12 protein-coding genes and 1 pseudogene are annotated in these 21,118 nt (G+C 74.0%); 4 read left to right on the plus strand and 9 right to left on the minus strand.

Annotated elements, in window-relative coordinates; genetic code table 11:
- Window positions 1-35: 35 nt before the first annotated feature.
- Genes B0I28_RS09410 through B0I28_RS09430 form a run of 5 tightly spaced genes read right to left on the minus strand, consistent with a single transcriptional unit; the run spans window position 36 to window position 6,333 of the window.
- Window positions 36-911 carry an OmpA family protein gene (locus tag B0I28_RS09410; protein WP_106363571.1) on the minus strand — a complete coding sequence of 292 codons (876 nt, stop codon included), beginning with the start codon at window positions 909-911 and terminating at the stop codon, window positions 36-38.
- Window positions 908-3,424 (minus strand): Hsp70 family protein, encoded by a 2,517-nt coding sequence (locus B0I28_RS09415; RefSeq protein ID WP_106363572.1) that lies wholly within the window; start codon window positions 3,422-3,424, stop codon window positions 908-910. Before B0I28_RS09415 ends, B0I28_RS09410 begins: the two co-directional genes overlap by 4 nt.
- Complete coding sequence (locus B0I28_RS09420) at window positions 3,408-3,896, minus strand: hypothetical protein (protein ID WP_106363573.1); 489 nt, start codon at window positions 3,894-3,896, stop codon at window positions 3,408-3,410. Before B0I28_RS09420 ends, B0I28_RS09415 begins: the two co-directional genes overlap by 17 nt.
- Window positions 3,893-5,467, minus strand: a complete 1,575-nt coding sequence (locus B0I28_RS09425; protein WP_106363574.1) for a hypothetical protein — start codon at window positions 5,465-5,467, stop codon at window positions 3,893-3,895. The genes B0I28_RS09420 and B0I28_RS09425 overlap by 4 nt, the downstream gene beginning before the upstream one ends.
- A 2-nt stretch (window positions 5,468-5,469) precedes the next feature.
- The gene (locus B0I28_RS09430; RefSeq protein WP_106363575.1) at window positions 5,470-6,333 is read right to left on the minus strand and encodes a serine/threonine-protein kinase; all 864 of its coding nucleotides are present in this window, start codon (window positions 6,331-6,333) and stop codon (window positions 5,470-5,472) included.
- Between the two features lie 199 nt (window positions 6,334-6,532).
- On the opposite strand from B0I28_RS09430, the gene B0I28_RS09435 reads away from it, so the two are divergent.
- Window positions 6,533-8,017 carry a serine/threonine-protein kinase gene (locus B0I28_RS09435; RefSeq protein ID WP_106363576.1) on the plus strand — a complete coding sequence of 495 codons (1,485 nt, stop codon included), beginning with the start codon at window positions 6,533-6,535 and terminating at the stop codon, window positions 8,015-8,017.
- On the opposite strand, the gene B0I28_RS09440 is transcribed toward B0I28_RS09435, so the two are convergent.
- The gene (locus B0I28_RS09440; RefSeq protein ID WP_106363577.1) at window positions 8,014-8,847 is read right to left on the minus strand and encodes an FHA domain-containing protein; all 834 of its coding nucleotides are present in this window, start codon (window positions 8,845-8,847) and stop codon (window positions 8,014-8,016) included. The two genes, B0I28_RS09435 and B0I28_RS09440, sit on opposite strands and share 4 nt — an antisense overlap.
- 152 nt (window positions 8,848-8,999) lie before the next feature.
- Here B0I28_RS09440 and B0I28_RS09445 point away from each other — a divergent pair, with 152 nt between their 5' ends.
- Together B0I28_RS09445 and B0I28_RS09450 are read left to right on the plus strand one after the other, a co-directional pair.
- Window positions 9,000-10,214, plus strand: coding sequence for a cytochrome P450 (locus B0I28_RS09445; RefSeq protein ID WP_106363578.1), 1,215 nt, complete (start codon window positions 9,000-9,002; stop codon window positions 10,212-10,214).
- A 49-nt stretch (window positions 10,215-10,263) separates the two neighbouring features.
- A complete protein-coding gene (locus B0I28_RS09450; protein WP_146148032.1) occupies window positions 10,264-11,211 on the plus strand; it encodes a phosphotransferase in 948 nt (315 codons plus the stop codon).
- 725 nt (window positions 11,212-11,936) lie between these two features.
- On the opposite strand, the pseudogene B0I28_RS09455 reads toward B0I28_RS09450, so the two are convergent.
- Window positions 11,937-16,499 (minus strand): annotated as a pseudogene (locus tag B0I28_RS09455) (ATP-dependent helicase); the annotation flags it as partial.
- Between the two features lie 280 nt (window positions 16,500-16,779).
- Between B0I28_RS09455 and B0I28_RS09460 the strand changes: the two are divergent.
- Complete coding sequence (locus B0I28_RS09460) at window positions 16,780-18,660, plus strand: potassium transporter Kup (RefSeq protein ID WP_106363936.1); 1,881 nt, start codon at window positions 16,780-16,782, stop codon at window positions 18,658-18,660.
- 167 nt (window positions 18,661-18,827) lie between these two features.
- Here B0I28_RS09460 and B0I28_RS09465 read toward each other — a convergent pair whose 3' ends face one another.
- Window positions 18,828-19,460 (minus strand): fasciclin domain-containing protein, encoded by a 633-nt coding sequence (locus B0I28_RS09465; protein WP_106363581.1) that lies wholly within the window; start codon window positions 19,458-19,460, stop codon window positions 18,828-18,830.
- Between the two features lie 45 nt (window positions 19,461-19,505).
- Window positions 19,506-20,999, minus strand: coding sequence for a molybdopterin-dependent oxidoreductase (locus tag B0I28_RS09470; protein WP_106363582.1), 1,494 nt, complete (start codon window positions 20,997-20,999; stop codon window positions 19,506-19,508).
- Window positions 21,000-21,118 lie beyond the last annotated feature (119 nt).

The raw sequence follows: 21,118 nt of genomic DNA on the forward strand, positions 1-21,118 counted from the left end.
CGGCGGCCGGGCCCCACGGTCGGCCGCCGGTCGGTTCAGGGGGTCACGAGGAAGGTGACGGTCTGGTTCCTGGTGCGGTCGGCCTCGGTGTCGTTGGGGTAGGGCGGGTCCTCGTCTGCGGCGGTGGCGATGCCGATGTCGGCGAGGGCCGGGCCGCCCGCGTCGGCGAGGGCCTGCGCGGCGGCGAGCGCGCGGGCGAGGCCCAGGGCGGCGTTGTCGTCGTAGCGGCTGCCGGGGCCGGTGGGGATGTCGTTGGTGTGGCCGACCACGGTGACGTGGAGGCCCTCGACGGCGGCGGCGAGGTCGGCGAGGAAGTCGCCGCTGTCGTCGGGGAGCGCGGTGCCGCCGTCCGGGAACAGCGACTCGGCGAGGACCACGGACACGTGCCCGTCCTCGGCGGTGGCGGTCCAGCGGGGGTCCTGGAGTGACGCGAGGACGGGGTCCAGCGGCGAGGCCGTCGACGGGGCCTCCGTCGGTTCGGGGGCCTCGGTCGACTCCAGGGCGTCCACTGCGGACGCGAGGCGGTCGAGCTCGTCGGCGACGGCGCGGTCCTCTTCCGGTGCAGGGGAGAGCAGGCGCCCGGCGGCGGTCCCGGCGGCGACGAGGAGGAGCACGGCGGCGGCCGCGCCGACGCGGCGCGCCACGGGTTTGGGCCTGCGGGACCAGATCCGGCGGATGCGGCGGCGGCCTTCGCGGGCGCCCTCGTGCGCGGGGTCGAGGGCCTGCACGCGGGCCCAGTAGCCGTCGGCGGCGGCGAGGTCGCCCTGCTGGGCGTGGACGCGGGCGAGGAGGTCGAGCGCGTCCGCGTCGTCGCCGACGGGTTCGAGGGCCCGGCGAGCCAGGTCGTAGCGCCCGGCGCGGGCGTGCCCGGCGGCTTCGGCGAGGGCGGCGCGGGTGGTCGCGGCGGTCATCGGCGGTCGCCTCCCCGCACGGTGCTGCGCCCGCCGTCGAGGCCGAGCCCGGCCGCCTCGTCGGGCAGGTACGGGCGGAGCTTCGCGTTGACGGCGGCAAGATGGTGCACGTCGCCGTCGTTGAGGCGGCGCCGGCCCTCGGCGAGGTGCCGCTGCACCTCGCGGCTGGGGTGGTCGGCCAGCTCGTGTTCGAGGGAGCTGAAGACGACCACGGGGAGGCGCCCGGTCTCGTCGAGCAGGCGCACGGCGAGGTGGCGCAGCTCCTCGGCCTGGCGGCGGATGAGCACGAGGTCGCGTTCGGCGATGGCGGCGTCGAGTTCGGCCTCGGCGCGGCGCAGGTCGGTGCGGTGCTCGGCCTGCCCGGCCTCCTTGACGATCTCCCTGACGGCCTTGCGGGTCGCCTCGGCGTCGTCCACCGCGCGCGGCAGTTCGAGGTGCTCCTCCACCTCGTCGAGGACCGTGTGGGCGTCGCGCAGCCGCACCTGGCAGGTCGCGGTCGCGTCGGGGTCCACCTCGGCCTGGTGCAGGAGCCGGTCGATCTCGGTCAGGGCGTCCTGGGACTCGAAGCGGTGCAGCAGGTTCCGGGCCTCGGGCGCGTCCGTGTCGGACACGTCCTCGCGCAGCCCGTCATAGCGGCGCTCCAGCTCGGCGCGGTCGGCGCGCAGCTCGGGCAGGCCCGGCGCGGTCGAGCGGGACAGGTCGATGTCGATGTCGAACTCCTCGTCGAGCACGGGCACGTAGGCGACGGCGCTGGCCGCGAAGCTCGTGTCCACGCGCACCGTCACCTCGACCTCGCTCCCGGCGGGCACGTTGCGGCGCACCTCGGCGGGGTGCAGTTCGAGCGAACCGATGACGGTGTTGCGGTCGGCGCGCGGCCGCTCCCCCGAGCCGAGCGGCACCAGGATCAGGCCGGTCCCGGCGCTCCGGTCCACGGCCACAGTGGTGTAGGCGACGAGGGTCTTGCTCGCCGGGAGCTCGGTGCCCTTCGCGAGGATCACCCCGGTCGTGTTGTCCGCGTATCCGACCCGGATCGAGTGGCTCAGCGTCGGCGCGGAGCCGACGAGATCGGCGTGCCGGTAGGTGAGGCTCGGGGTGTCGGTCGGGACGGCCGCGCCGCGGTGGTCGCGGAGGGTGATCGCGAACGTGGTCCTGTTGCGCTCCCGCGCGAACAGGCGGGTGCTGAACGCGCCGTCGGGGCGCAGCGGGACCTTCCCGCTGGTCCAGCCCTCGTCCGACTCGGTGTCGTCGAACTCGACGGTCCACCCGGACCAGTCGCGCTCGGTGTCGGCCGCGGCGCGCCCGCCCACGAGCGGGTCGACGTCCTGGCCGACCGCCGCGAACTCCAGGTCCAGGCGCACCTGGCCGACTTCGACGGGGCGGGCGGCCCTGGCGGCCTTGGGGATGCGCTGCGTCCCGGCGAAGATCGCGGCGCCGCGGGCGACCACGGTGACCGGGTCCAGCGAGTGGTCGAGCGGGATGCCGAGCCCCTCGACGGAGTGGGCGAGCGTCTCCCGCAGCACCGGCACCTGGGTCATGCCGCCGACGAGGATCACCCGCTCGATGTCGGCGGCGCGGGTGCGGCTCTCGGCGAGGGCCTTGCGGCACAGCTCGATCGAGGTCTCCACGAGGGGGCGGGTGACCCGGTCGACGTCGTCGCGGGTCAGCTCGTGCGCGAACTCGGCGGTCGACCCGTCCTCGCGGCGCAGCTCCACGTAGACCTCCGCGGACGGGGCCCGCGACAGCTCGATCTTCGCGAACTCAGCGGCCGCCTTGAGCTTCGCGATGTTCCCGCGCACCCGCGGGTTCTCGCGGTCGAGGTCGATGCCGAGCGCGCTGCGCGCCTTCGGGATCAGGATCTCGTCCACGAGCGCCCAGTCCGCCCGCTTCCCGCCGAGGAAGTTGTCCCCCGCGTGGTTGACGACGGTGAATTCGCCGTCCTGGACCTTCACGACGGAGGCGTCGAAGGTCCCGCCGCCGAAGTCGTAGACGAGCCAGAACGCCTTCTGCGATGCGTTGCTGACGCTGTACGCCCAGGCGGCGGCGGTCGGCTCCTGGAGGAGCGGCGCGAAGCGCAGGCCCGCCAGCTCCGCGGCCCGGCCGGTGGCGTCGCACTGGTCGAGCTCGAACGCGGCCGGGATGGTGATGACCGCGGCCTCGACCTCGTCGCCGTCGGTGCTGGACACGTTGGCGCGCAATGACTTCAAGACTTCGGCCGACAGGTCCTCCGGGGTCATGGACCGCCCGGATGCCTTGAACCGCTTGTGCTCCCCGCGGGTGCCCATGCGCAGTTTGAACTCCGCGCACGCGTTGTCGGGGTCCGCCTCGATCCGGTCGCGGGCGGCGTCGCCGACGATGACGGCCCCCGAGGCGGCCACGTACACGGCCGAAGGCGTGAACTCGCGCTGGCGGTTGTTGCGGACCACCACCGCGTCGGCGCCCTCGGCGCGGGCGATGGCGCTGTTGGTGGTGCCGAGGTCGATGCCGAAGTCGACGGTCTCACGGTAAGTCGCCATGGGCGGTCTCCTTGGTCGGGATTGCGACGATCACTTGCGGGGCCTGGATGCGCCTGCCGCCGCGCACGACGGCTGGCCGGACGGTCTCCAGGACCGTCTGCCCGACGACGCCGGGCTCCTCCTGGTAGGCGATGACTTCGAGGTCGAGCCCGGGGTCGAAGCGGGCCCCGTCGTAGTCCTTGACGCGGATGCCCGCCTCGGCCAGGCGGTCCCACGCCTGGCGCAGGTGCCGGTTGGCCTGCCTCTGGTTGCGCGGCACGTCGGCCGCGCCGCCGCGGTCGTCGATCTTGCGGGTGGTGCGCCACAGCTGGGTGACGATCTCGCACAGGTCGCGGTCGGACAGGTCTGACGGGTCAGCGGGGACCGGCGCCACCGCGGGCGGCTCCGGCACCTCGTCAGGAACCGGGCCGGGCGGCGCGATGCGGAATTCTGCGGGGAACCGGCGCTGGCGCAGGGAGGCGAGGACGTTCATCGGGCCGCCTCCTGCTTGCGGGCCCACGCGTCGAGGGAGAGCGCGCGCCCGCAGAGCGCGACGGCCGCAATGGCCCCGGCCATCGCCGCCGTCCACAGTGCCCATCCAGGTCCTGCGAAGCGCAGGGCGATCAGCGCGGGCGCGGCGATGAGGAACAGCACGCGGTAGACGCGGGCGGCGCCGCTGAGCGGGACGCGGCCGCCGTAGACCCGGCCCCAGGTGGTGGTGTCGTACCCGACGATGTGGGCACTCAAGGGCACCAGGGGGATCCACAGGAACGTCAGGTACAGGGTGGTGACGTGGGTGCGCACCCCCGGGGTGGTGCTGCGGTGGTCGCGGGCGCCGTACTGCTTGGCGCCGAAGAAGAACAGGCAGCCGCCGAGGTTCGCCTCCCTGATCTCGCCGCAGAGCCTGCGCGGGTCGGCGAGGATCTCCGCGAGGGCGGCCTTGCGGACGGGGTCCTTCGTGATGCGGTGCCAGGCGCGCAGGCGGGCGGCCGCGGCGTCGATCTTGTTCAGTTTCAGCAGCGGTTCGACCGTGCCGAGGATCGGCTCGGTCTTGACGACCGCCAGGTTGTCGTCGATGAGCGCGGCGACCGCGTCGGAGGCGGCGATCGTGCGGGCCCGCTCCAGGACCCGGGAGACGCCGTTGTCCTTGCGGCGCTTGTTGAAGTAGCCCACGGCGCAGCGGTTGGCGGTCCCGGCGACCTCGTCGCGGCAGGCCCGGGAGAGCGGATCGGTGCGGCCGAGGAGCACCTCGATGACGCGCAGCGGCTCGGCCGTGTCGGACAGGAGCGCTTGGGCCGCTTTGAGTCCGGCGCCGTCGCCGCGCTCGACCGCGGCTTCGCAGGCGGCCTTGACGCGGGCCTCGGCGGGGGCGACGGCGGCGCGGCGGGCGCGCTTGACGGGGCCCTCGCGGAAACCAGCCTCGTCGAGGTGCGCGACGTGCCGGGCGGCGGCCTCGGTGTCGCCGTCGGCGGCCGCGGCGGCAGCCAGCGCGAAGCTGACGGCGGCGATGAGCTCGGGGAGGCGGGTCTTGAGGGTGTTCACGACGTCGACGTCCAGGCGGGGGTCGTCGATGGCGCGCACGCGCTGGCGGGCCCAGCGCCAGGTGTCGCGGTCGGCGAAGACGCGGTCCCAGGAGGCGAGGGCGGCGGCCCACATGGCGGGGGCGTCCTCGCCCGCGGCGGCGGCTTCGATGGCGGCGCAGTGGGTGCGGACGGCGGCGTTGTGGTGGTGGTCGGGGCCCAGATCGGGCCGCAGCCAGAGCAGTTCGTGGACGAGGCGGGCGAGGGGGTCGCGCAGGCCCTCGAAGGCGTGGTGGACCTCGTCGGGGTCGGTGGACGGCGGCAGCGGCGCGTCGCGGGTCTCGGCGGGCGGCTCGTAGTAGGGGTTGGTGCGCTCCTCGCGGGCGCGGCGGACCTGGCGGGGCGTCGCGTCGGAGGGCAGGCCGGTGGTGCGGAAGACGTTGTCGCGGTAGAGGTCCCGGCCCGCGAGCGGGGCGAGCACGCGGTCGAGTTCGCGCCGGGGAGCGCCGGTGCGGGCGCGCGGGGCCTGTGCCTTGCCGGCCATGGTCATTGCCTCGTTTCTGGGTTGCGCCAGCCGCGGAGCAGCCGTGCCAGCTCGGCCGCGTCGGCGGCGCGGCGGGCGGGGTTCGGCTCCAGGGCGTGGAGGACGGTCCGGGCGAGTTCGTCGTCGACTTCGGGGTTGCGGATCTGCGGGGACGGCGGCGGTGCGTCGCGCGGGACGCCGAAGAAGGCGACTGGGGAGCTGTCGTCGTGGAAGGGGAGCGTGTCGGTGAGCAGCAGATAGGCGATGGCGCCGACGGCCCACACGTCCCCGGCCGGGGAGTCGCCTTTGCGGTAGCGCAGGGCCTCAGGGGATTTGAAGGCGAGGGTGCCGCGGGCGCTGGCGAGGCCGGTGAACGCGTCGGTGCGCTTGGCGAGCCCGAAGTCGCTGACGCGCACGCGGGGGCGGCCGTCGTCGTCGAAGCCGACGAGGACGTTCTGCGGGGTGAGGTCGCGGTGGACGATCGGCGGGCGCTCGCCGTGGGCGACGGCGAGGCCGTCGCAGATCTGGATCAGGAGGTCCACGGCCTCCCCGATCCGGGTGAACCGGTCGCCGCGGGCGGCCCAGTACTGCTCCAGGTTCCCGGCGGGGACGTACTCCATGGTGAAGAACGCGGAGCGGCCGCCGGGGGTCTCGGCGATCCCGGCGTCGAAGACCCGCACGATGTTCGGGTGGCCGATGCGCGAGAGGAGCACGGCCTCTTCGAGCAGCTCCTCGGCGGCGGCGCGGCTGCCGACGTGCTTGAAGACCTTCATGGCCTGGCGTCCGAGGAACCGGTGGCGCACCCGGTAGACCTCGGCGAACGCGCCCCGGCCGAGGTACCGCTCGACGGTGTACTGGCCCGCGATCCGCTGGCCCTCACTGAGCATCACGGCGCGCCCTCCTTCCCGGTCCCGGTGCGTCCCTTGCCTTCGGGTACATGTCTAACCAGAAGTGCGCGGGAGGGGTCCCGGACCTGGTGCCGCGGGCGGGCGGCGCGGTCTGCTTTCATGGAAGGCGGTTGCGGGGGGCGCCGGTTTGCACCGGTTCGCGCCCGCTCCGTGCCCTCCTCCCCCGAAGGCGGTTCCGATGGACGAGACCTCCGATCCGTTCGCCCCCGTGCGCCGCAGGCTCGGCGAGCTGCTCCCGGAGTACCGGCTCGCGGCGGACCCGCCGAGCACCACGGGCCTGAGCCAGGTGTTCCGCGCCGAGGACCTGCGCCTGCACCACCGCCGGGTGGCGGTGAAGGCGATGGCCGGGTACCTGTCGATGCATCCGGGGTACCGGCAGCGGTTCCTGCGGGAGATCCAGCTGATGACCGAGCTGGAGCACCCGAACATCATGTACCTGATCCGCGCGTCGGCCGCCGAGGACGACCTGCTGTACCTGGTGATGCCGTGGGCCGAGGACGACCTGCGGCGGCGCCTGGCCCGCGAGCGCCTCGACCTGGCGGCCGCGGTGGACGTGGTGATGCAGGTGGCGCGGGCCCTGGACTACGCGCACGACCGCGGAGTGGTGCACCGCGACGTCAAGCCCGCCAACATCCTGTTCGGCGCCGAGGGGCACGTCTACTTGAGCGACTTCGGGGTCGCGAAGGACCGCATGGGCCCGGACCTGACGGTGGCGGGCGAGAGCATCGGCACGCGCCGGTACACCGCGCCGGAGGTGTACAGCGCGGGCCCGGCGGACCCGAACGCCCCCGGGGTGCCCGCGGAGCGGCCCGCGACCGACGCGGAGCGGGCGGGCGACGTGTACTCGCTGGGCGCGGTGCTCTACCACTGCCTGAACGGGCAGCGGCCCTTCGACCACCTCGACGACAGCGCCGCGGAGCTGGCGCAGCGCGAGGGCGACCTGACGCCGGTGACGATGCTGCACCCGCAGCTCCCGGCGGCGCTGGACCCGGTGGTGGCCAAGGCGATGCACGTGGACCCGGCGCAGCGGTACCGGTCCTGCGGGGAGCTGGCGCGCGCGCTGGCGCAGACGGTGGGGGTGACCGACGCGGGGTCGGCGCTGCCGATCCTGCGCGACATCCAGGAGCGGCTGCGCACGGAGCCCGGCGAGCGGACCGAGCTGGTCCGGTCGGTGCCCGCGGCCCGGCCGCACTGGCTGCACCTGCTCGTGCCGGTGCTGTCGCTGCTGCTGGCGGCGGGGGTCCTGGCGTGGTCGGCGTTCGGCCCGGAGGACGACGGCGGAGGCAGCGGCGTCGCCGCGGAGGAGACCTCGGGCGAGGAGGTCGAGGAGGGCGCGGAGCCGACGGCCCCGCCGCCGGTGACCGGCGACGAGCAGGTCGAGCGGCGGCCGCTGGTGGGCGAGTGCACGACCGACGACGACGAGACGTGGGTGGTCGTCGCCTGCGACTCGCCGGACGCGGCCGAGTACTACTACCGGATCGTGGTGAACCCGGAGGACCCGAACCCGTCGCAGCCCGACCACGACGACGCCTCGTGGCTGGCGTGCGGGGATTCGCGGGCCACCGACTTCGAGTACTACTGGAGCGACAGCACGCCGGACGGCGAGCAGTGGGACCCCGCGACGGACGTCATCTACTACATCATGTGCTACCAGGAGCTCTAGCCGTCGAGCGCGGCGAGGTCCCCCGGATCGAGGGTGGCGCTCTGGAGAAGCGCGCGGATCAGGTTGTCGTTCAGGGCGTTCCCGAGCGGCTCGCCGAGGACCTCGTCGCGCAGGAGCCCGGCGACGCGGGGCCGGTACTCGGGGCTGGAGAGGCGCTCGCGCACCGCGGCGACGACGCGGGCGGCGGTGCCCTCGCTCCAGCTGCGGTCGTGCGCGAAGGCGGTGCGGCGCATGTCGTCGGCGACCTGGCGCCACGAGACCGGCTGGGGCCGCGGCAGTCCGCGCAGGTACCGCTGGGCGAGGGAGGTCAGGACGAGCCGCTCGACCGGGCTCAGCTCGTGCCGTCCGGGGACGGCGGTCTCGTCGTCGGCGGCGCCGTCGTCGGGGGTGCGCTTGCCGCCGATGAGGCGGATCTCCAGGCAGTGCACGGCTTCCGAGATGTCGCCGATGTAGACGGGCGTGTAGGAGTGCTCGATGAGCCGCTCCTGGCCCGCGAGGAGCATGGTGTCGCCGGGCAGGAGCATCGGCAGGCGGCCCTCGTTGCGCATCGTCCACTCCGCGCCGTGGCAGATGAGGCGGCCGTGGATGCGGGAGATGCGCTTGTCCTTGACGCCCATGGGGATGTTGACGTTGGCCTCGTCGCGTCCGAAGAGGAGCTCGAAGGGGCGCGGCGGCACGACCCAGCCGACGTCCTCGCCCAGGGCGTACACGGTGCCGAGCGGGGCGGGCGGCAGCGGCTCGGTGGCGTCGTCGGGCGCCTCGGGGACGCCCGCGGCGAGGCTGCGGACCCACGGCGGCAGGATCTGCGGCGGGAAGACTGGTGTGCTCATCTCGGGCGTTCCTCTCAGGCGGTACTGGATCCGATTATGGGCGGGCCGCGGCGGGACCCCTCTCGCCCGATCCCGGGCAGGCTTGCGCGAGCGCGTATACGTATATTATGTTTATACGTGGAAACGCACCGACGCACGGTCAGGAGACCCCGATGAACGACACCGTCCCCTACGGCATCCCGCTCGACCGCGAGACCCGCTACGACCCGCCCGCCGCGCTCATGGCCCTCCACCGCGAGGCCCCGCTGCGGCGCCTGCGCTACCACCCCGACGGCACGCTCGGGTGGATCGTCACCGACCACCGCCTGGGCCGCAAGGTCCTCGCCGACACCCGGTTCCGGTCGCGGCTGCGCGCCCCGCTCAAGGTCCCCGTCCCCATGCCCCAGGTCGAGGCGATGGGCGACTACGAAGGCGACCTGCCCGCCACGCCCGGGATGTTCATCGAGATGGACGGCGCGGACCACACCCGCCTGCGCCGCAAGCTCACCGGCGTGTTCACCGTCCGCCGCATGCGGCTGCTGGAGCCGCGCGTCGCCGAGATCGTGGAGGAGCGGCTCGACGCGCTGGAGGCCGCGGGCGGCGGCGCGGACCTCGTCGCCGAGTTCGCGCTCCCCGTCCCGGCCCTGGTGATCTCCGAACTCCTCGGCGTGCCGCGATCCGACCAGGGCCGCTTCACTGCCGACGCCGCCACGATCATGACCATGACCGTCTCCGCCGAGGAGAAGGCCGCCGCGAGCGAGCGCGTCATGGGCTTCATCGCCGGGCTCGTCGCCGCCAAGCGGGCCGACCCGCAGGACGACCTCCTCTCCGACCTCGCCGCCGACCGGGACCTGACCGAGGAGGAGGTCATCGGCATGGCGCTGCTCCTGCTCGTCGCCGGGCACGAGACCACCGCGAAGATGATCGGGCTCGGCACCATGGCGCTCCTGGAGAACCGCGACCAGTGGGACCTCCTGCGTGCGCGGCCCGAGCTCATGGCGAACGCCGTCGAGGAGCTGCTGCGGTACGTCGGCGTGATCCACACCGGCATCATCCGCCAGGCCGGGGAGGACTTCGAGTTCGAAGGCGAGCAGATCAAGGCGGGCGAGTTCATGACCGTCTCGGTCCAGACCGCCAACCGCGACCCCGAGCAGTTCACCGAGCCCGACGTCTTCGACGTCGCCGGGGACGCCAAGGGCCACATGACGTTCGGCCACGGCGTCCACCAGTGCCTCGGCCAGCAGCTCGCGCGCGTCGAGATGCGCATCGCCTTCGAGCGGCTGATCCGGCGCCTCCCGAGCCTGCACCTGGCCGTCCCCGCCGCCCAGGTCCCCCTGCGCACCGACCAGAACTTCTACGGCGTCGGCGAACTGCCCGTCACCTGGTGACGCGGAAAACCGATTGGCGCGACCGGCTCCGCGCCCTACCGTGGAGCCGGTGAAGACCGCACTCTCCGGCGAGGAGGCCGCGCAGGCGATGCGCGACCTCCTCGGCCCGATCGGCCACTGGACCCCGCTGACCGAAGGCGAGGTCTCCCAAGCCTTCGGCTTCCGCGCGGGAGGCCGCGACCTCGTCCTGCGGGTCGCGCCGCGCCGCGACGGGTTCGACCGCGACGCCTGGATCGCGGGCCGCCTGCGCGGCACGCCGGTGCCCGTCCCCGAAGTCCTGCACGTCGGCCCGGTCGGCGCGGGCGCGTACGCGTGCGTCTCCGCCCGTGTCGGCGGCGTCCACCTCACCGGAGCCGATGCGGCGCACCAGCACCGCATGGCCCCGGTCGTGCGGGCGCTCATCGAGGACATCGCGGCCGTCGACCTCGCCGGCACCGAGGGGTACGGCTCCATCGACCCGGCCACCGGGAACGGGGCCGCCCCCACCTGGGCGGCGCAGCTCCGCGCCCTGCTCCCCGCCGACTGGAACGCCCTCGGCTCCTTCGACGACATCGCGATGACCGAAGAGCTCACCGCGACCGCCCTCGGCATCGCCGACGGGCTCCCGGAGGTCCGCAGGCTCGTCCACGGCGACCTCGGCCCGGACAACTTCACCGTCGAAGGCGACCGCATCGCGGGCGTCTTCGACTGGGAGGCCGCCATGTACGGCGATCCGATGTGGGAGCTCGCCCGGTACGTGCTGTGGGCCCCGGTCATGCCGAGCACCCGCGTCCAGGCCGACCACGACCTCGACCTCCTCGCGGGCGAGGCGGTCGAGGACCGGCTGCGGTGCCTCGTGATCGTCAACGGCCTCTGGGCCCTCGACTTCTACCGGCGCACCTCCCAGGCAGGCCCGATGGAGTTCATGCTCAACCGGCTCAACGGGTTCCGCGGCGAGCCGCTCCCGGTCGGCACCGGCCGCGAGGACTACTGGATGAGGATCGGACGGCGCCGGTGACCGACTTGACGTACGACGAGTTCGTCCGCACCGCGACCGCGGACCCCGCGGTCGTCGGGCTGGTCCTCATCGGATCGCACGCCCACGACGGGCTCGCCTCCGAGCGCTCCGACCACGACCTGTGGGTCGTGCTCGCCGACGGCGCCGCGAGCGAACTGCAAGCGCTGCATGGGCACCGAACGGACAAGCTCGACCTGGTGGTCATCACGCACACCCAGTTCCGGGCCGCGGGGATGCCGGGGTTCGCCCGGTACGCGCTGGCGCGCGGCAAGGTCGTCCTCGACCGGCTCGACGGCGGGATCGCCGCACTCGTCGCCGAGAAGCGGACGCTCGGCGCCGAAGCGGCCCGCGCACTCGCGTCCGAGAGCCTCGACGGCTACGTGAACCTGCTCTACCGGTCGGCCAAGAACCACCGCGACGGCCTCGTCCTCGCCGCCCGGCTCGACGCGACCGAGAGCCTGGGGTACCTCCTCGACCACCTGTTCGCGGTCGACCGGCGCCCGCGCCCCTACAACCGGTACCTGGAGTGGGAGCTGGAGCGGTTCCCGCTGCCGGACTGGGAGACCGCGGCACTGCTGAAGTCGCTCGGCGCCGTCGCGGCGACCGGATCGCTCGACCGCCAGCGCGAGCTGTTCGCCGAGGTCGACGGCAGGGCCCGCGCCGCAGGGTTCGGCGACGACCTCGACTCGTGGGGCGAGGACCTGGCGCTGCTGCGTCCCTAACGGCCGCAGCCGGAACCCCTGCGGCGTCGCGTGGAAGCCCGCCTCCTGCAACGCGGCGGCGAGCGTCGAGCCGGGGGCGTAGGCGTCGTTGACGCGTTCGATGTGGAGCGGCCCGGTGCGGCCTTCGCGCACGGCGTCGGCGAGGGCCGCGGCGGCGGCGCTCAGGCGCGGGTCGGCCGAGAGGTCCGCGGCATCGGTCGCGGGCCAGGCGATAAGGGTCCGGCCGCCGCGTTCCACGTACAGGGCGAGTTCGCCGCCGACGAGGACCACGAGGGACCCGGCTTTGCGGCCGGGCTTGTGTCCGTCGGTGTCGGGCCAGGGCAGGGCCGCGCCGTAGGCGTTCGCGGGGTCGGCGGCGGCGAGGACGACTGCGGTGCCGTCGGCACGGTTCGCCATGGCGCGCAACCGGTCCACTGCGCCCTCCATCGCGAACTGGGCCGCGCCGAGGCCGTCCACGACATAGCCGCGGCGGGCCCGCCCGGACTCCTCGAAGACCGACAGGACCCGGTAGACCTTCGCGAAGCCGCCTTCGACGCCTTCGGCCGCGACCGCGCCGCGGGTGACGACCCCGTGCCGGTCGAGCAGGGTGTGGGCGAGCGCGTGGGCGCGGACCGTGGGGTCCGGTTCCGGTGCGGGAAGGAGCGACCAGCGTCCGGCCGCTGTGGGGCCGCTGACGGGGCCCTGCTGCTGGCGCAGGTCGCGCCAGCCGCCGCCGTAGCGGGCGCGCGGGGCCGCGCGGCGGGCCCGGTGGGCGGTCGATCCGGCCGTGCGGCCCGAGCCGAGGAGCGCGCGCAGCGGCGCGAGCGTGTCGTTCGCGACCCGGCCGGTCCAGGCGAGGTCCCACAGGGCCGCAGTGAGATCGGCGTCGTTCGCTTCGGTGTGCTCGCGGACGCGGTCGGCGAGCTGGCGGTAGAAGAGCCCGTAGCCGCCGTCGAGCGCGTCGAGGATCGCGGCGTGCAGGCCGGTCGGTGCATCGCCGGGCGGAGGGAGGAGCAGCGGGGCGGTCTCGGCCGGGTAGAGCGCGACCCAGCCGTCGTTGCCGGGGAGCGATCCGGCGCCGGCCCACAGGACCTCGCCGGAGGAGGTCAGCTCGTCGAGCATCGCCGGGCGGTAGTCGGCCACGCGCGAGGGCAGGATCAGGGACTCCAGTGCGGAGGCGGGCACGGCCGCGCCCTGGAGCTGCTCGATCGCGCGGGCGAGGCCGTCGACGCCTTCGAGGCGGTCGTCCTCGGCGGACTTGCCGCCGACGTGCTGCCAGCGCGGCAGGAACTCGGCGAGCGCGGCGGGCGGGACGGGTTCGAGCTCCTTGCGGAGCGCGGCGAGGGAGCGGCGGCGCAGGCGGCGCAGCACGTCGGCGTCGCACCATTCGCGGTGCTCGCCGCCGGGCCGGAACTCGCCTTCGACGAGGCCGAGGTCCCGGAGGGCGCGTTCGGCGACGGCCCCGCCGAGGCCGAAGCGGGCGGCGGCGTCGGCGGTGGTGAAGGGGCCGTGGGTGCGGGCGTAGCGGGCGAGGAGGTCGCCGAGGGGGTCGTCCGCGGGTTCGGTGAACGCGGCGGGGAGTCCGGCGGGGATGACGGTGCCGAGGGCATCGCGGAGGCGTCCGGCGTCTTCGACTGCGGCCCAATGGGCGTGACCGGCGATGTCGACGCGGATGGCGCGGCCCGCGGCTTCGAGGGTCTCGGCCCAGGCCGCTTCGGCGCCGCGTTCGGCGAGCTCTGCGGGGGTGAGGGGGCCGAGGACGCGGAGGAGGTCGGCGACGCTCTCGGCGTCGCGGGCGGGGTAGGTGCGGCGCTGGATCTCGGCTTCGACGTCGGCGAGGACGCCGGGGTCGAAGAGGTCGCGCAGCTCGACCTGGCCGAGGAGGTCGGCGAGGAGGCGGGAGTCGAGGGAGAGGGCGGCGGCGCGGCGTTCGGCGAGCGGTGTGTCCCCTTCGTACATGAACTGGGCGACGTAGCCGAAGAGGAGGGACCGGGCGAACGGGGAGGGCTCGACGGTGGTGACCTCGACGAGGCGCACGTCCCGGGTCCGGAGGTCGGCCATGAGGTCGGTGAGGCCGGGGACGTCGTAGACGTCCTGGAGGACTTCGCGGACGGCTTCGAGGATGATCGGGAACGTGGGGAAGCGCCCGGCGACTTCGAGGAGCTGCGAGGAGCGCAGGCGCTGCTGCCACAGGGGCTGGCGCTTGCCGGGCTGGCGGTGCGGGAGCAGGAGCGCGCGGGAGGCGGCCTCGCGGAAGCGGGAGGCGAAGAGCGAGGAGCCGGAGACGGCGCGGGTGACGGTGTCGCCGATGGCGGCGGGGTCGAAGGCGAGGTCGTCGGCGTGGAGGGCCGGTTCGGCCTCGCCGGTGTCGGGCAGGCGCAGGACGATGCCGTCGTCGTGGTGCATGACCTGCGGGTCGAGGCCGTGGCGGTCGCGGAGGCGCTCGCCGAGGGCGAGGGCCCAGGGGGCGTGGACCTGGGCGCCGAACGGGGAGTGGATCACGACGCGCCAGTCGCCGGTCTCGTCGCGGAACCGCTCGATCAGGACGGTGCGGTCGTCGGGGACGAGGCCGGTGGCCTCGCGCTGCTCGGCGAGGTAGGCGATGGCGTTGCGGGCGGCGGAGTCGTCGAGTCCGGCGGCGGCGAGGCGGGCGTGCGCCGCCTCGTCGTCCATACTGGAGAGTTCGCGCACGAATGCGCCGAGGGCGCGGCCGAGTTCGAGGGGGCGGCCGAGGCCGTCGCCGTGCCAGAACGGGAGGCGGCCGGGCACGCCCGGCGCGGGCGAGACCATGACGCGGTCGCGGGTGATCTCCTCGATGCGCCACGAGGAGGTGCCGAGGGTGAAGACGTCGCCGACGCGGGACTCGTAGACCATCTCCTCGTCGAGTTCGCCGACGCGGCCGCCGCCGCGGCCGGTCGCGGCGCCCGTCAAGAACACCCCGAACAGGCCGCGGTCGGGGATGGTGCCCCCGGAGGTGACGGCGAGGCGCTGGGCGCCGGGGCGGCCGGTGACGGTGCCCGCGTTGCGGTCCCAGACCAGGCGCGGGCGCAGCTCGGCGAACGCGTCGGAGGGGTAGCGGCCCGCGAGCATGTCGAGGACCGCGTCGAACGCGGAGTCGGGGAGGGTCGCGAAGGGGGCGGCGCGGCGGACCAGGTCGAGCAGGTCGCCCACGTCCCACTCGTCCATGGCGGCCATGGCGACGAGCTGCTGGGCGAGGACGTCGAGCGGGTTGGCGGGGACGCGGAGCGCCTCGATGGCGCCCGCCTTCATGCGCTCGGCGACGACCGCGGACTGGATGAGGTCGGAGCGGACCTTCGGGAAGAACACGCCGCGCGAGACCGCCCCGACCTGGTGCCCGGCGCGGCCGACGCGCTGGAGGCCGGAGGCGACCGACGGGGGCGCCTCCACCTGGACGACGAGGTCGACGGCGCCCATGTCGATGCCCAGTTCCAGGCTGGAGGTGGCGACGACGGCGGGCAGCCGCCCGGCCTTGAGGTCGCCTTCCACTTCGGCGCGCTGCTCCTTGGAGATCGAGCCGTGGTGGGTGCGCGACAGGACCGGCGGGGCCCCGGCGGCGGCCCCGGAGCCGCCCATGGCCGCGGCGGGCCCGTGCGACTCGGGCAGCGGTTCGCCGTGGCGGCGTTCGTACTCGATCTCGTTGAGGCGGTTGGAGAGCCGTTCGGCGACGCGGCGGGCGTTCGCGAAGACGATGGTCGAGCGGTGGGCCTCGACGAGGTCGACGATCCGCTCCTCCACGTGCGGCCAGATGGACCCGGCCGAGCGGGCCGCGGACGCGGTGGGCGCGACGGGCGCGTCGCCGAGCGCGGCCATGTCCTCGACGGGGACGACCACTTGCAGGTCCCAGCGCTTCTCGGAGGGCGGCTGCACGATCGCGACGTCGTGGCGCGGCGACAGGAACCGGGCGACCTCTGCGACGGGCCGCACGGTCGCGGAGAGGCCGATGCGGCGCGCGGGCCGGGCCAGGCGGGCGTCCAGGCGCTCAAGGGACAGCGCGAGGTGCGCGCCGCGCTTGGTGCCCGCGACGGCGTGGACCTCGTCGAGGATCACGGTCTCCACGCCCGCGAGCGCGTCGCGGGCGCCGGAGGTGAGCATCAGGAACAGCGACTCGGGCGTGGTGATGAGGATGTCGGGGGGCCGGTTCGCGATCGAGCGGCGCTCGGCCTGCGGGGTGTCGCCCGAGCGGATCGCGGTGCGCACGTCCGGTTCGGGCAGGCCCAGGCGGCGGGCCTCGGCGCGGATGCCGTCGCGGGGCGCGGCGAGGTTGCGCTCAACGTCGACGCCGAGGGCCTTCAGCGGCGAGATGTAGAGGACGCGGCAGCGCTCCTTGGGTTCGGCGGGCACCGGGGCCGTCGCGAGCGCGTCAAGAGCCGACAGGAACGCGGCGAGGGTCTTGCCCGAGCCGGTGGGCGCCACGACGAGGACGTCCCGGTCCTCCGCGAGCGCCTCCCACGCGCCCTGCTGCGCGGGCGTCGGGTCGCCGAACGTCTGCGCGAACCACGAGGCGGTGGCCGGGGAGAACCGCGCGAGCGACGGGTGCGGCGCGGTGTTCGGCTCTCGACGGGACATGCCGTCAATGGTGCCCCCGGGGACCGACACGGACCCCCGGTTCGCCGCCCGAAACCTTTCAGACATGCGTCAAGAACGCGTATGGAACATCACAGCGGGCGTCAAGAACGCGTATGGATTCGCGTCAACGGCCTCTGGACCGGGCAATCGGCCCCCGGTTCGCGCTAGCGTGCGGCACCGGAAGGGAGCACACGTGACCGCTCAAACCAGCGAGGGCAGGCTGGACCAGGAACCGGCCGGCCCGGCGCACGGGCATGCCTTGAAAGGCGGGCCGCTGCGCATGGGGCTGTTCCTCGGCGCACTCGGAGTCGTCTACGGCGACATCGGGACCAGCCCCATCTACGCCCTCCAGACGATCTTCAACCCCGGCGACCCGCACCCGGTCCCGGTGAACACGGAGAACGTCTTCGGGATCGTCTCCCTCATCTTCTGGTCGGTCACGATCATCGTCACGGTCTTCTACGTGGGCCTGGCGATGCGCGCCGACAACGACGGCGAGGGCGGCATCATGGCGCTCATCACCCTCCTGCGCCGCCAGGTCGACAGCCGCGGCCGCAAGGCCGCGTTCGCGCTCGCCGCCCTCGGCATCTTCGGCGCCGCCCTGTTCCTCGGCGACTCCATGATCACCCCCGCGATCTCGGTCCTCTCCGCCGTCGAGGGCGTCAAGACCGTGTCGTCGGGCCTCGAAGCGGCCATCATCCCCGCGACCGCCGTCATCATCGTGCTGCTGTTCGCGCTCCAGAAGCGCGGCACGCACGTCATCGGCCGCTGGTTCGGCCCGATCATGGCCGTCTGGTTCGCCACCCTCGCGCTCTTCGGCATCGGCGGCATCGCCGGGAACCCCGAGATCCTCCGGGCCCTCTCCCCCACCTACGCGATCGACTTCGTGTTCGGGAACTTCGGCGTCGCGTTCTTCGCGCTCGCCGCCGTCATCCTCACCTTCACCGGCGCCGAGGCGCTCTACGCCGACATGGGCCACTTCGGGCGCAAGCCCATCTCCCGCGCCTGGATCGCCGTCGTCTTCCCGTCGGTGATGCTCAACTACATGGGCCAGGGCGCACTCATCCTGGAGGACTCCGGGAACGTCGCCGGGTCGTTCTTCCTCCTCGCCCCCGAGTTCCTGCGCATCCCCCTGCTGCTCCTCACCACCGTCGCCACCGTGATCGCCGCGCAGGCCGTCATCTCCGGCGCGTTCTCCGTCGCCTCGCAGGCCTCCGAGCTCGGCTACCTGCCGCGGCTGCGGATCGCGCACACCTCCGAGCACCAGTACGGGCAGATCTACGTGCCGTGGATCAACTGGCTGCTCATGGTGTCCGTGCTGGTCCTCGTGTTCGCGTTCCGCACCTCCGAGGCGCTCGCGTTCGCGTACGGCATGGCCGTGATCGGGACGATCACCATCGTGTCGCTGCTGTTCCTGTACGTCGCGCGCATCCGCTGGGGCGCGCCGCGCTGGGCGCTGGCGCTCGGCGGCGGCCTGCTCCTCGCGATCGACCTGGCGTTCCTGTCGGCCAGCTCGACGAAGATCATCCACGGCGCGTGGCTGCCGCTGCTCATCGGCGTGCTCGCGTTCACCGTCATGATCACCTGGCAGAAGGGCCGCGAGGTCGTCACGTTCGAGCGCGAGAGCCGCGAGGGCTCGCTTCAGGAGTTCGTCGAGAAGCTCCGCGAGGGCGAGCCGAAGGTCGCGCGCGTCCCCGGCACCGCCGTGTTCCTCGACCGCGGCAAGCACTCCGCGCCCCTCGCCATGCGCTCCAACCTGGAGCAGAACCACGCCCGGCACTCCCAGATCGTGATCCTCTCGGTCGTCACCGAACCGGTCCCGCGGGTCGCCGAGGACGACCGGCTCACCGTCGACCAGCTCGGCGACGACCGGGACGGGGTCATGCACGTGACCGCCCGCTTCGGCTACATGGAGACCCCGGACGTGCCGCGCGCGCTCGAAGGGATCGAGCCCGAGCAGGCCGAGGGCCGCCGCCTCAACCTCCACCGGGCCACGTACTTCCTGTCGACGATCCAGCTCAAGCCCGGCAAGGCCCGGACGATGGCGACCTGGCGCAAGCACCTGTTCATCGCCACGTCCCACATCACCGCCGACGCCGCCGAGCACTTCCGCCTCCCGCGCGAGCGCACGATGATCATCGGCTCGCACATCGAGGTCTGAGGCCGGCCGGCACCTCGTCAAGGCCGTCGCCTGGACCTGCGGCACGACGAGGCCGGGCGCCCCTTTCGGGCGCCCGGCCTCGTCGTCTCTCGAAGCAGGCCGCCCCGCTTTGGACCGGGTCCGGGCGGCCTGCGCTCCGGGACTCGCCGTGCGGCGGGCCCCGGACATCACTGGGCGGGCATGAGCACCGTGTCGATGATGTAGACCGTGGCGTTCGCGGTCTGCACGTTGCCGCAGACCACGGCGGCCTCGCCGTTCACGGTGAAGTCCTCGCCGGAGCCCTCGACCGTCAGGTTCTCGCCCTGAAGGGTCGCGTGCTCGCCCGCGAGGTCCTCGGGCGCGAGCCGCCCGGCGACCACGTGGTAGGTCAGGATCGACGTGAGCGTCTCAGTGTCGGCCAGGACGGCCTGGAGGTCGGCCTCCGGGATTTTCGCGAACGCGTCGTTCGTGGGCGCGAACACGGTGATGTCCTCCGCGGTGTTGAGCGTGTCGACGAGCCCGGCCTCGGTCACCGCGGTGACCAGTGTGGACAGGACCGGGTTGTTGCTCGCGGCGGTCGCGACCGGGTCGTCGGCCATGCCGGTGAACGAGCCCTCGCCGTCGGCGGGGACCGCGGAGCACGCGGCGCCGAACTCGCCGGAGACGGGCGTCTCCTCGGTGGTCTCCTCCTGCGCAGACTCCGCACTGGACGTGGCGTCCTCGTTCGAGGTCCCGTCGCCGGAGCCGCACGCGGTGAAGACGAAGGCGCATCCGGCCGCGGCCAGCACGGCGCCTGCGCGGGTGAGCAGTCGAGTGTTCATGGTCTTGCCTCTCTGTCGGTTCGGGGCGCGGTCGCGCCCCGCGGTTCATTCGGCGTTCAAGACGATGGAGTGCCATCCGGTGGCACCGTTCGGGAAGGGCGCGGCCCGCTCCGAGGTCTGGACGGCGCCGTCGCCGTCGGTGGCGCGGACCTCCAAGGTGCGGCGGCCGGGCGCCGCGTCCCAGGTCCACTTCCACTGGCGCCACGTGTCCTCGCCGATGACGGGCGCGAGTTCGGCCTCGTTCCAGGGGCCCCCGTCGGCGCGGACCTCGACGCGGGCGATGCCGCGGCGCTGGGCCCAGGCGACCCCGGCGACGGTGACCGGCCCGGCCGGAACGGTCGCGAGGGGCTTGGGAGTGTCGATGCGCGAGAAGGTCTTGACCGGCGCCTGCGCGTCCCAGTCGCGGCGGACCCAGTAGGCGTCGAAGTCCGCGAAGGACGACAGCTCGATCTCGACGAGCCACTTGGTGGCCGAGACGTACCCGTACAGGCCGGGGACGATCATGCGCACCGGGAACCCGTGCTCCAGCGGGAGCGGGCGGCCGTTCATGCCGACGGCCACGAGCGCGTCGCGCCCGTCGGTGCAGACCGCGGTCGGCGTGCCCGCGGTCCAGCCGTCGGCCGAGCGCGAGACCACCTGGTCCGCACCGGGTTCGGGACCGGCCTCGGCGAGGAGGCCGGCGAGCGGCACGCCGAGCCAGCGCGCATTCCCGGCGAGGTTCCCGCCGACCTCGTTGGAGACGCAGGAGATCGTGATCTCCCGTTCGACCAGACCGCGGTCCAGGAGGTCTCTATAGGACAGCTCCATGGGGTTCGCGACGCGGCCGGTGATGCGGAGCCGGTAGTCCTCGGGGAGGAGGCGCGGCAGGACCAGGGCGGTGTCGACGCGGTAGAAGTCGGCGTTCGGCGTCAGATAGGGGGTGAGGCCGTCCACGTCGAGGCCGGCGCCCGCGGGCCCGACGTCGACGGGCGCGGGCAGATCGACCGCGGCGCGGGCGTCTTCGAGGTCCGAGGTGCCGGTGAGCCGCCAGCCCGCCGCGCCGGCCAGCCCGGCGCCGCCGAGGGCGATGAGGACGCCCCGGCGGTCGACGGCCCGGCCCGGCGCGGCGGAGCCGTCCGAGCGTTCGCGGAGCAGCATCGCGAGGACGCCCGCGCCGCAGGCGGCGCCCACGAGGGACGGGAGCGCCCACGACGGGGAGGCGGCGGGGCGGGCGAGGGCGGCTGCCGCGCCCGCCCCGCCGAGGAGGGCCAGGACCGCGTACCCGGTCCAGGGGCGCCGACGGGCGGCGACGCCGGTCGCGGCGGCGAGCGCGGCGATCACCGTGCCGATCCCGGCCAGGAGTGCGAGCTTGTCGTACTCGCCGAAGGTGCGGATCGCGAACTCCTTGACGGGTTCGGGGACCGCGTCGACCACGGCGGCGCCGATCGCGGCGACCGGGGCGCTGCCGGGGTCGACGGCGGCGGCCGCGAGCTGCGCGGTCGCGACCGCGACGGCGGCGCAGGCGATGCCGGCGAGTGCGGCGGCGATGGTCGGTCTCATGCCCCTCATTCGGGGGCGGGCGGGCCGCGGATGGGTCGGCGGGGAAAGAATTCCGGATGTTTTTCCCGGCGGGTGCGAAAGCGGGCCCGGCCGTGCGGCCGGGCCCGTGTCGGCTGGGG

Source organism: Glycomyces artemisiae (assembly GCF_003002955.1).
Taxonomy (GTDB): Bacteria; Actinomycetota; Actinomycetes; order Mycobacteriales; family Micromonosporaceae; genus Glycomyces; species Glycomyces artemisiae.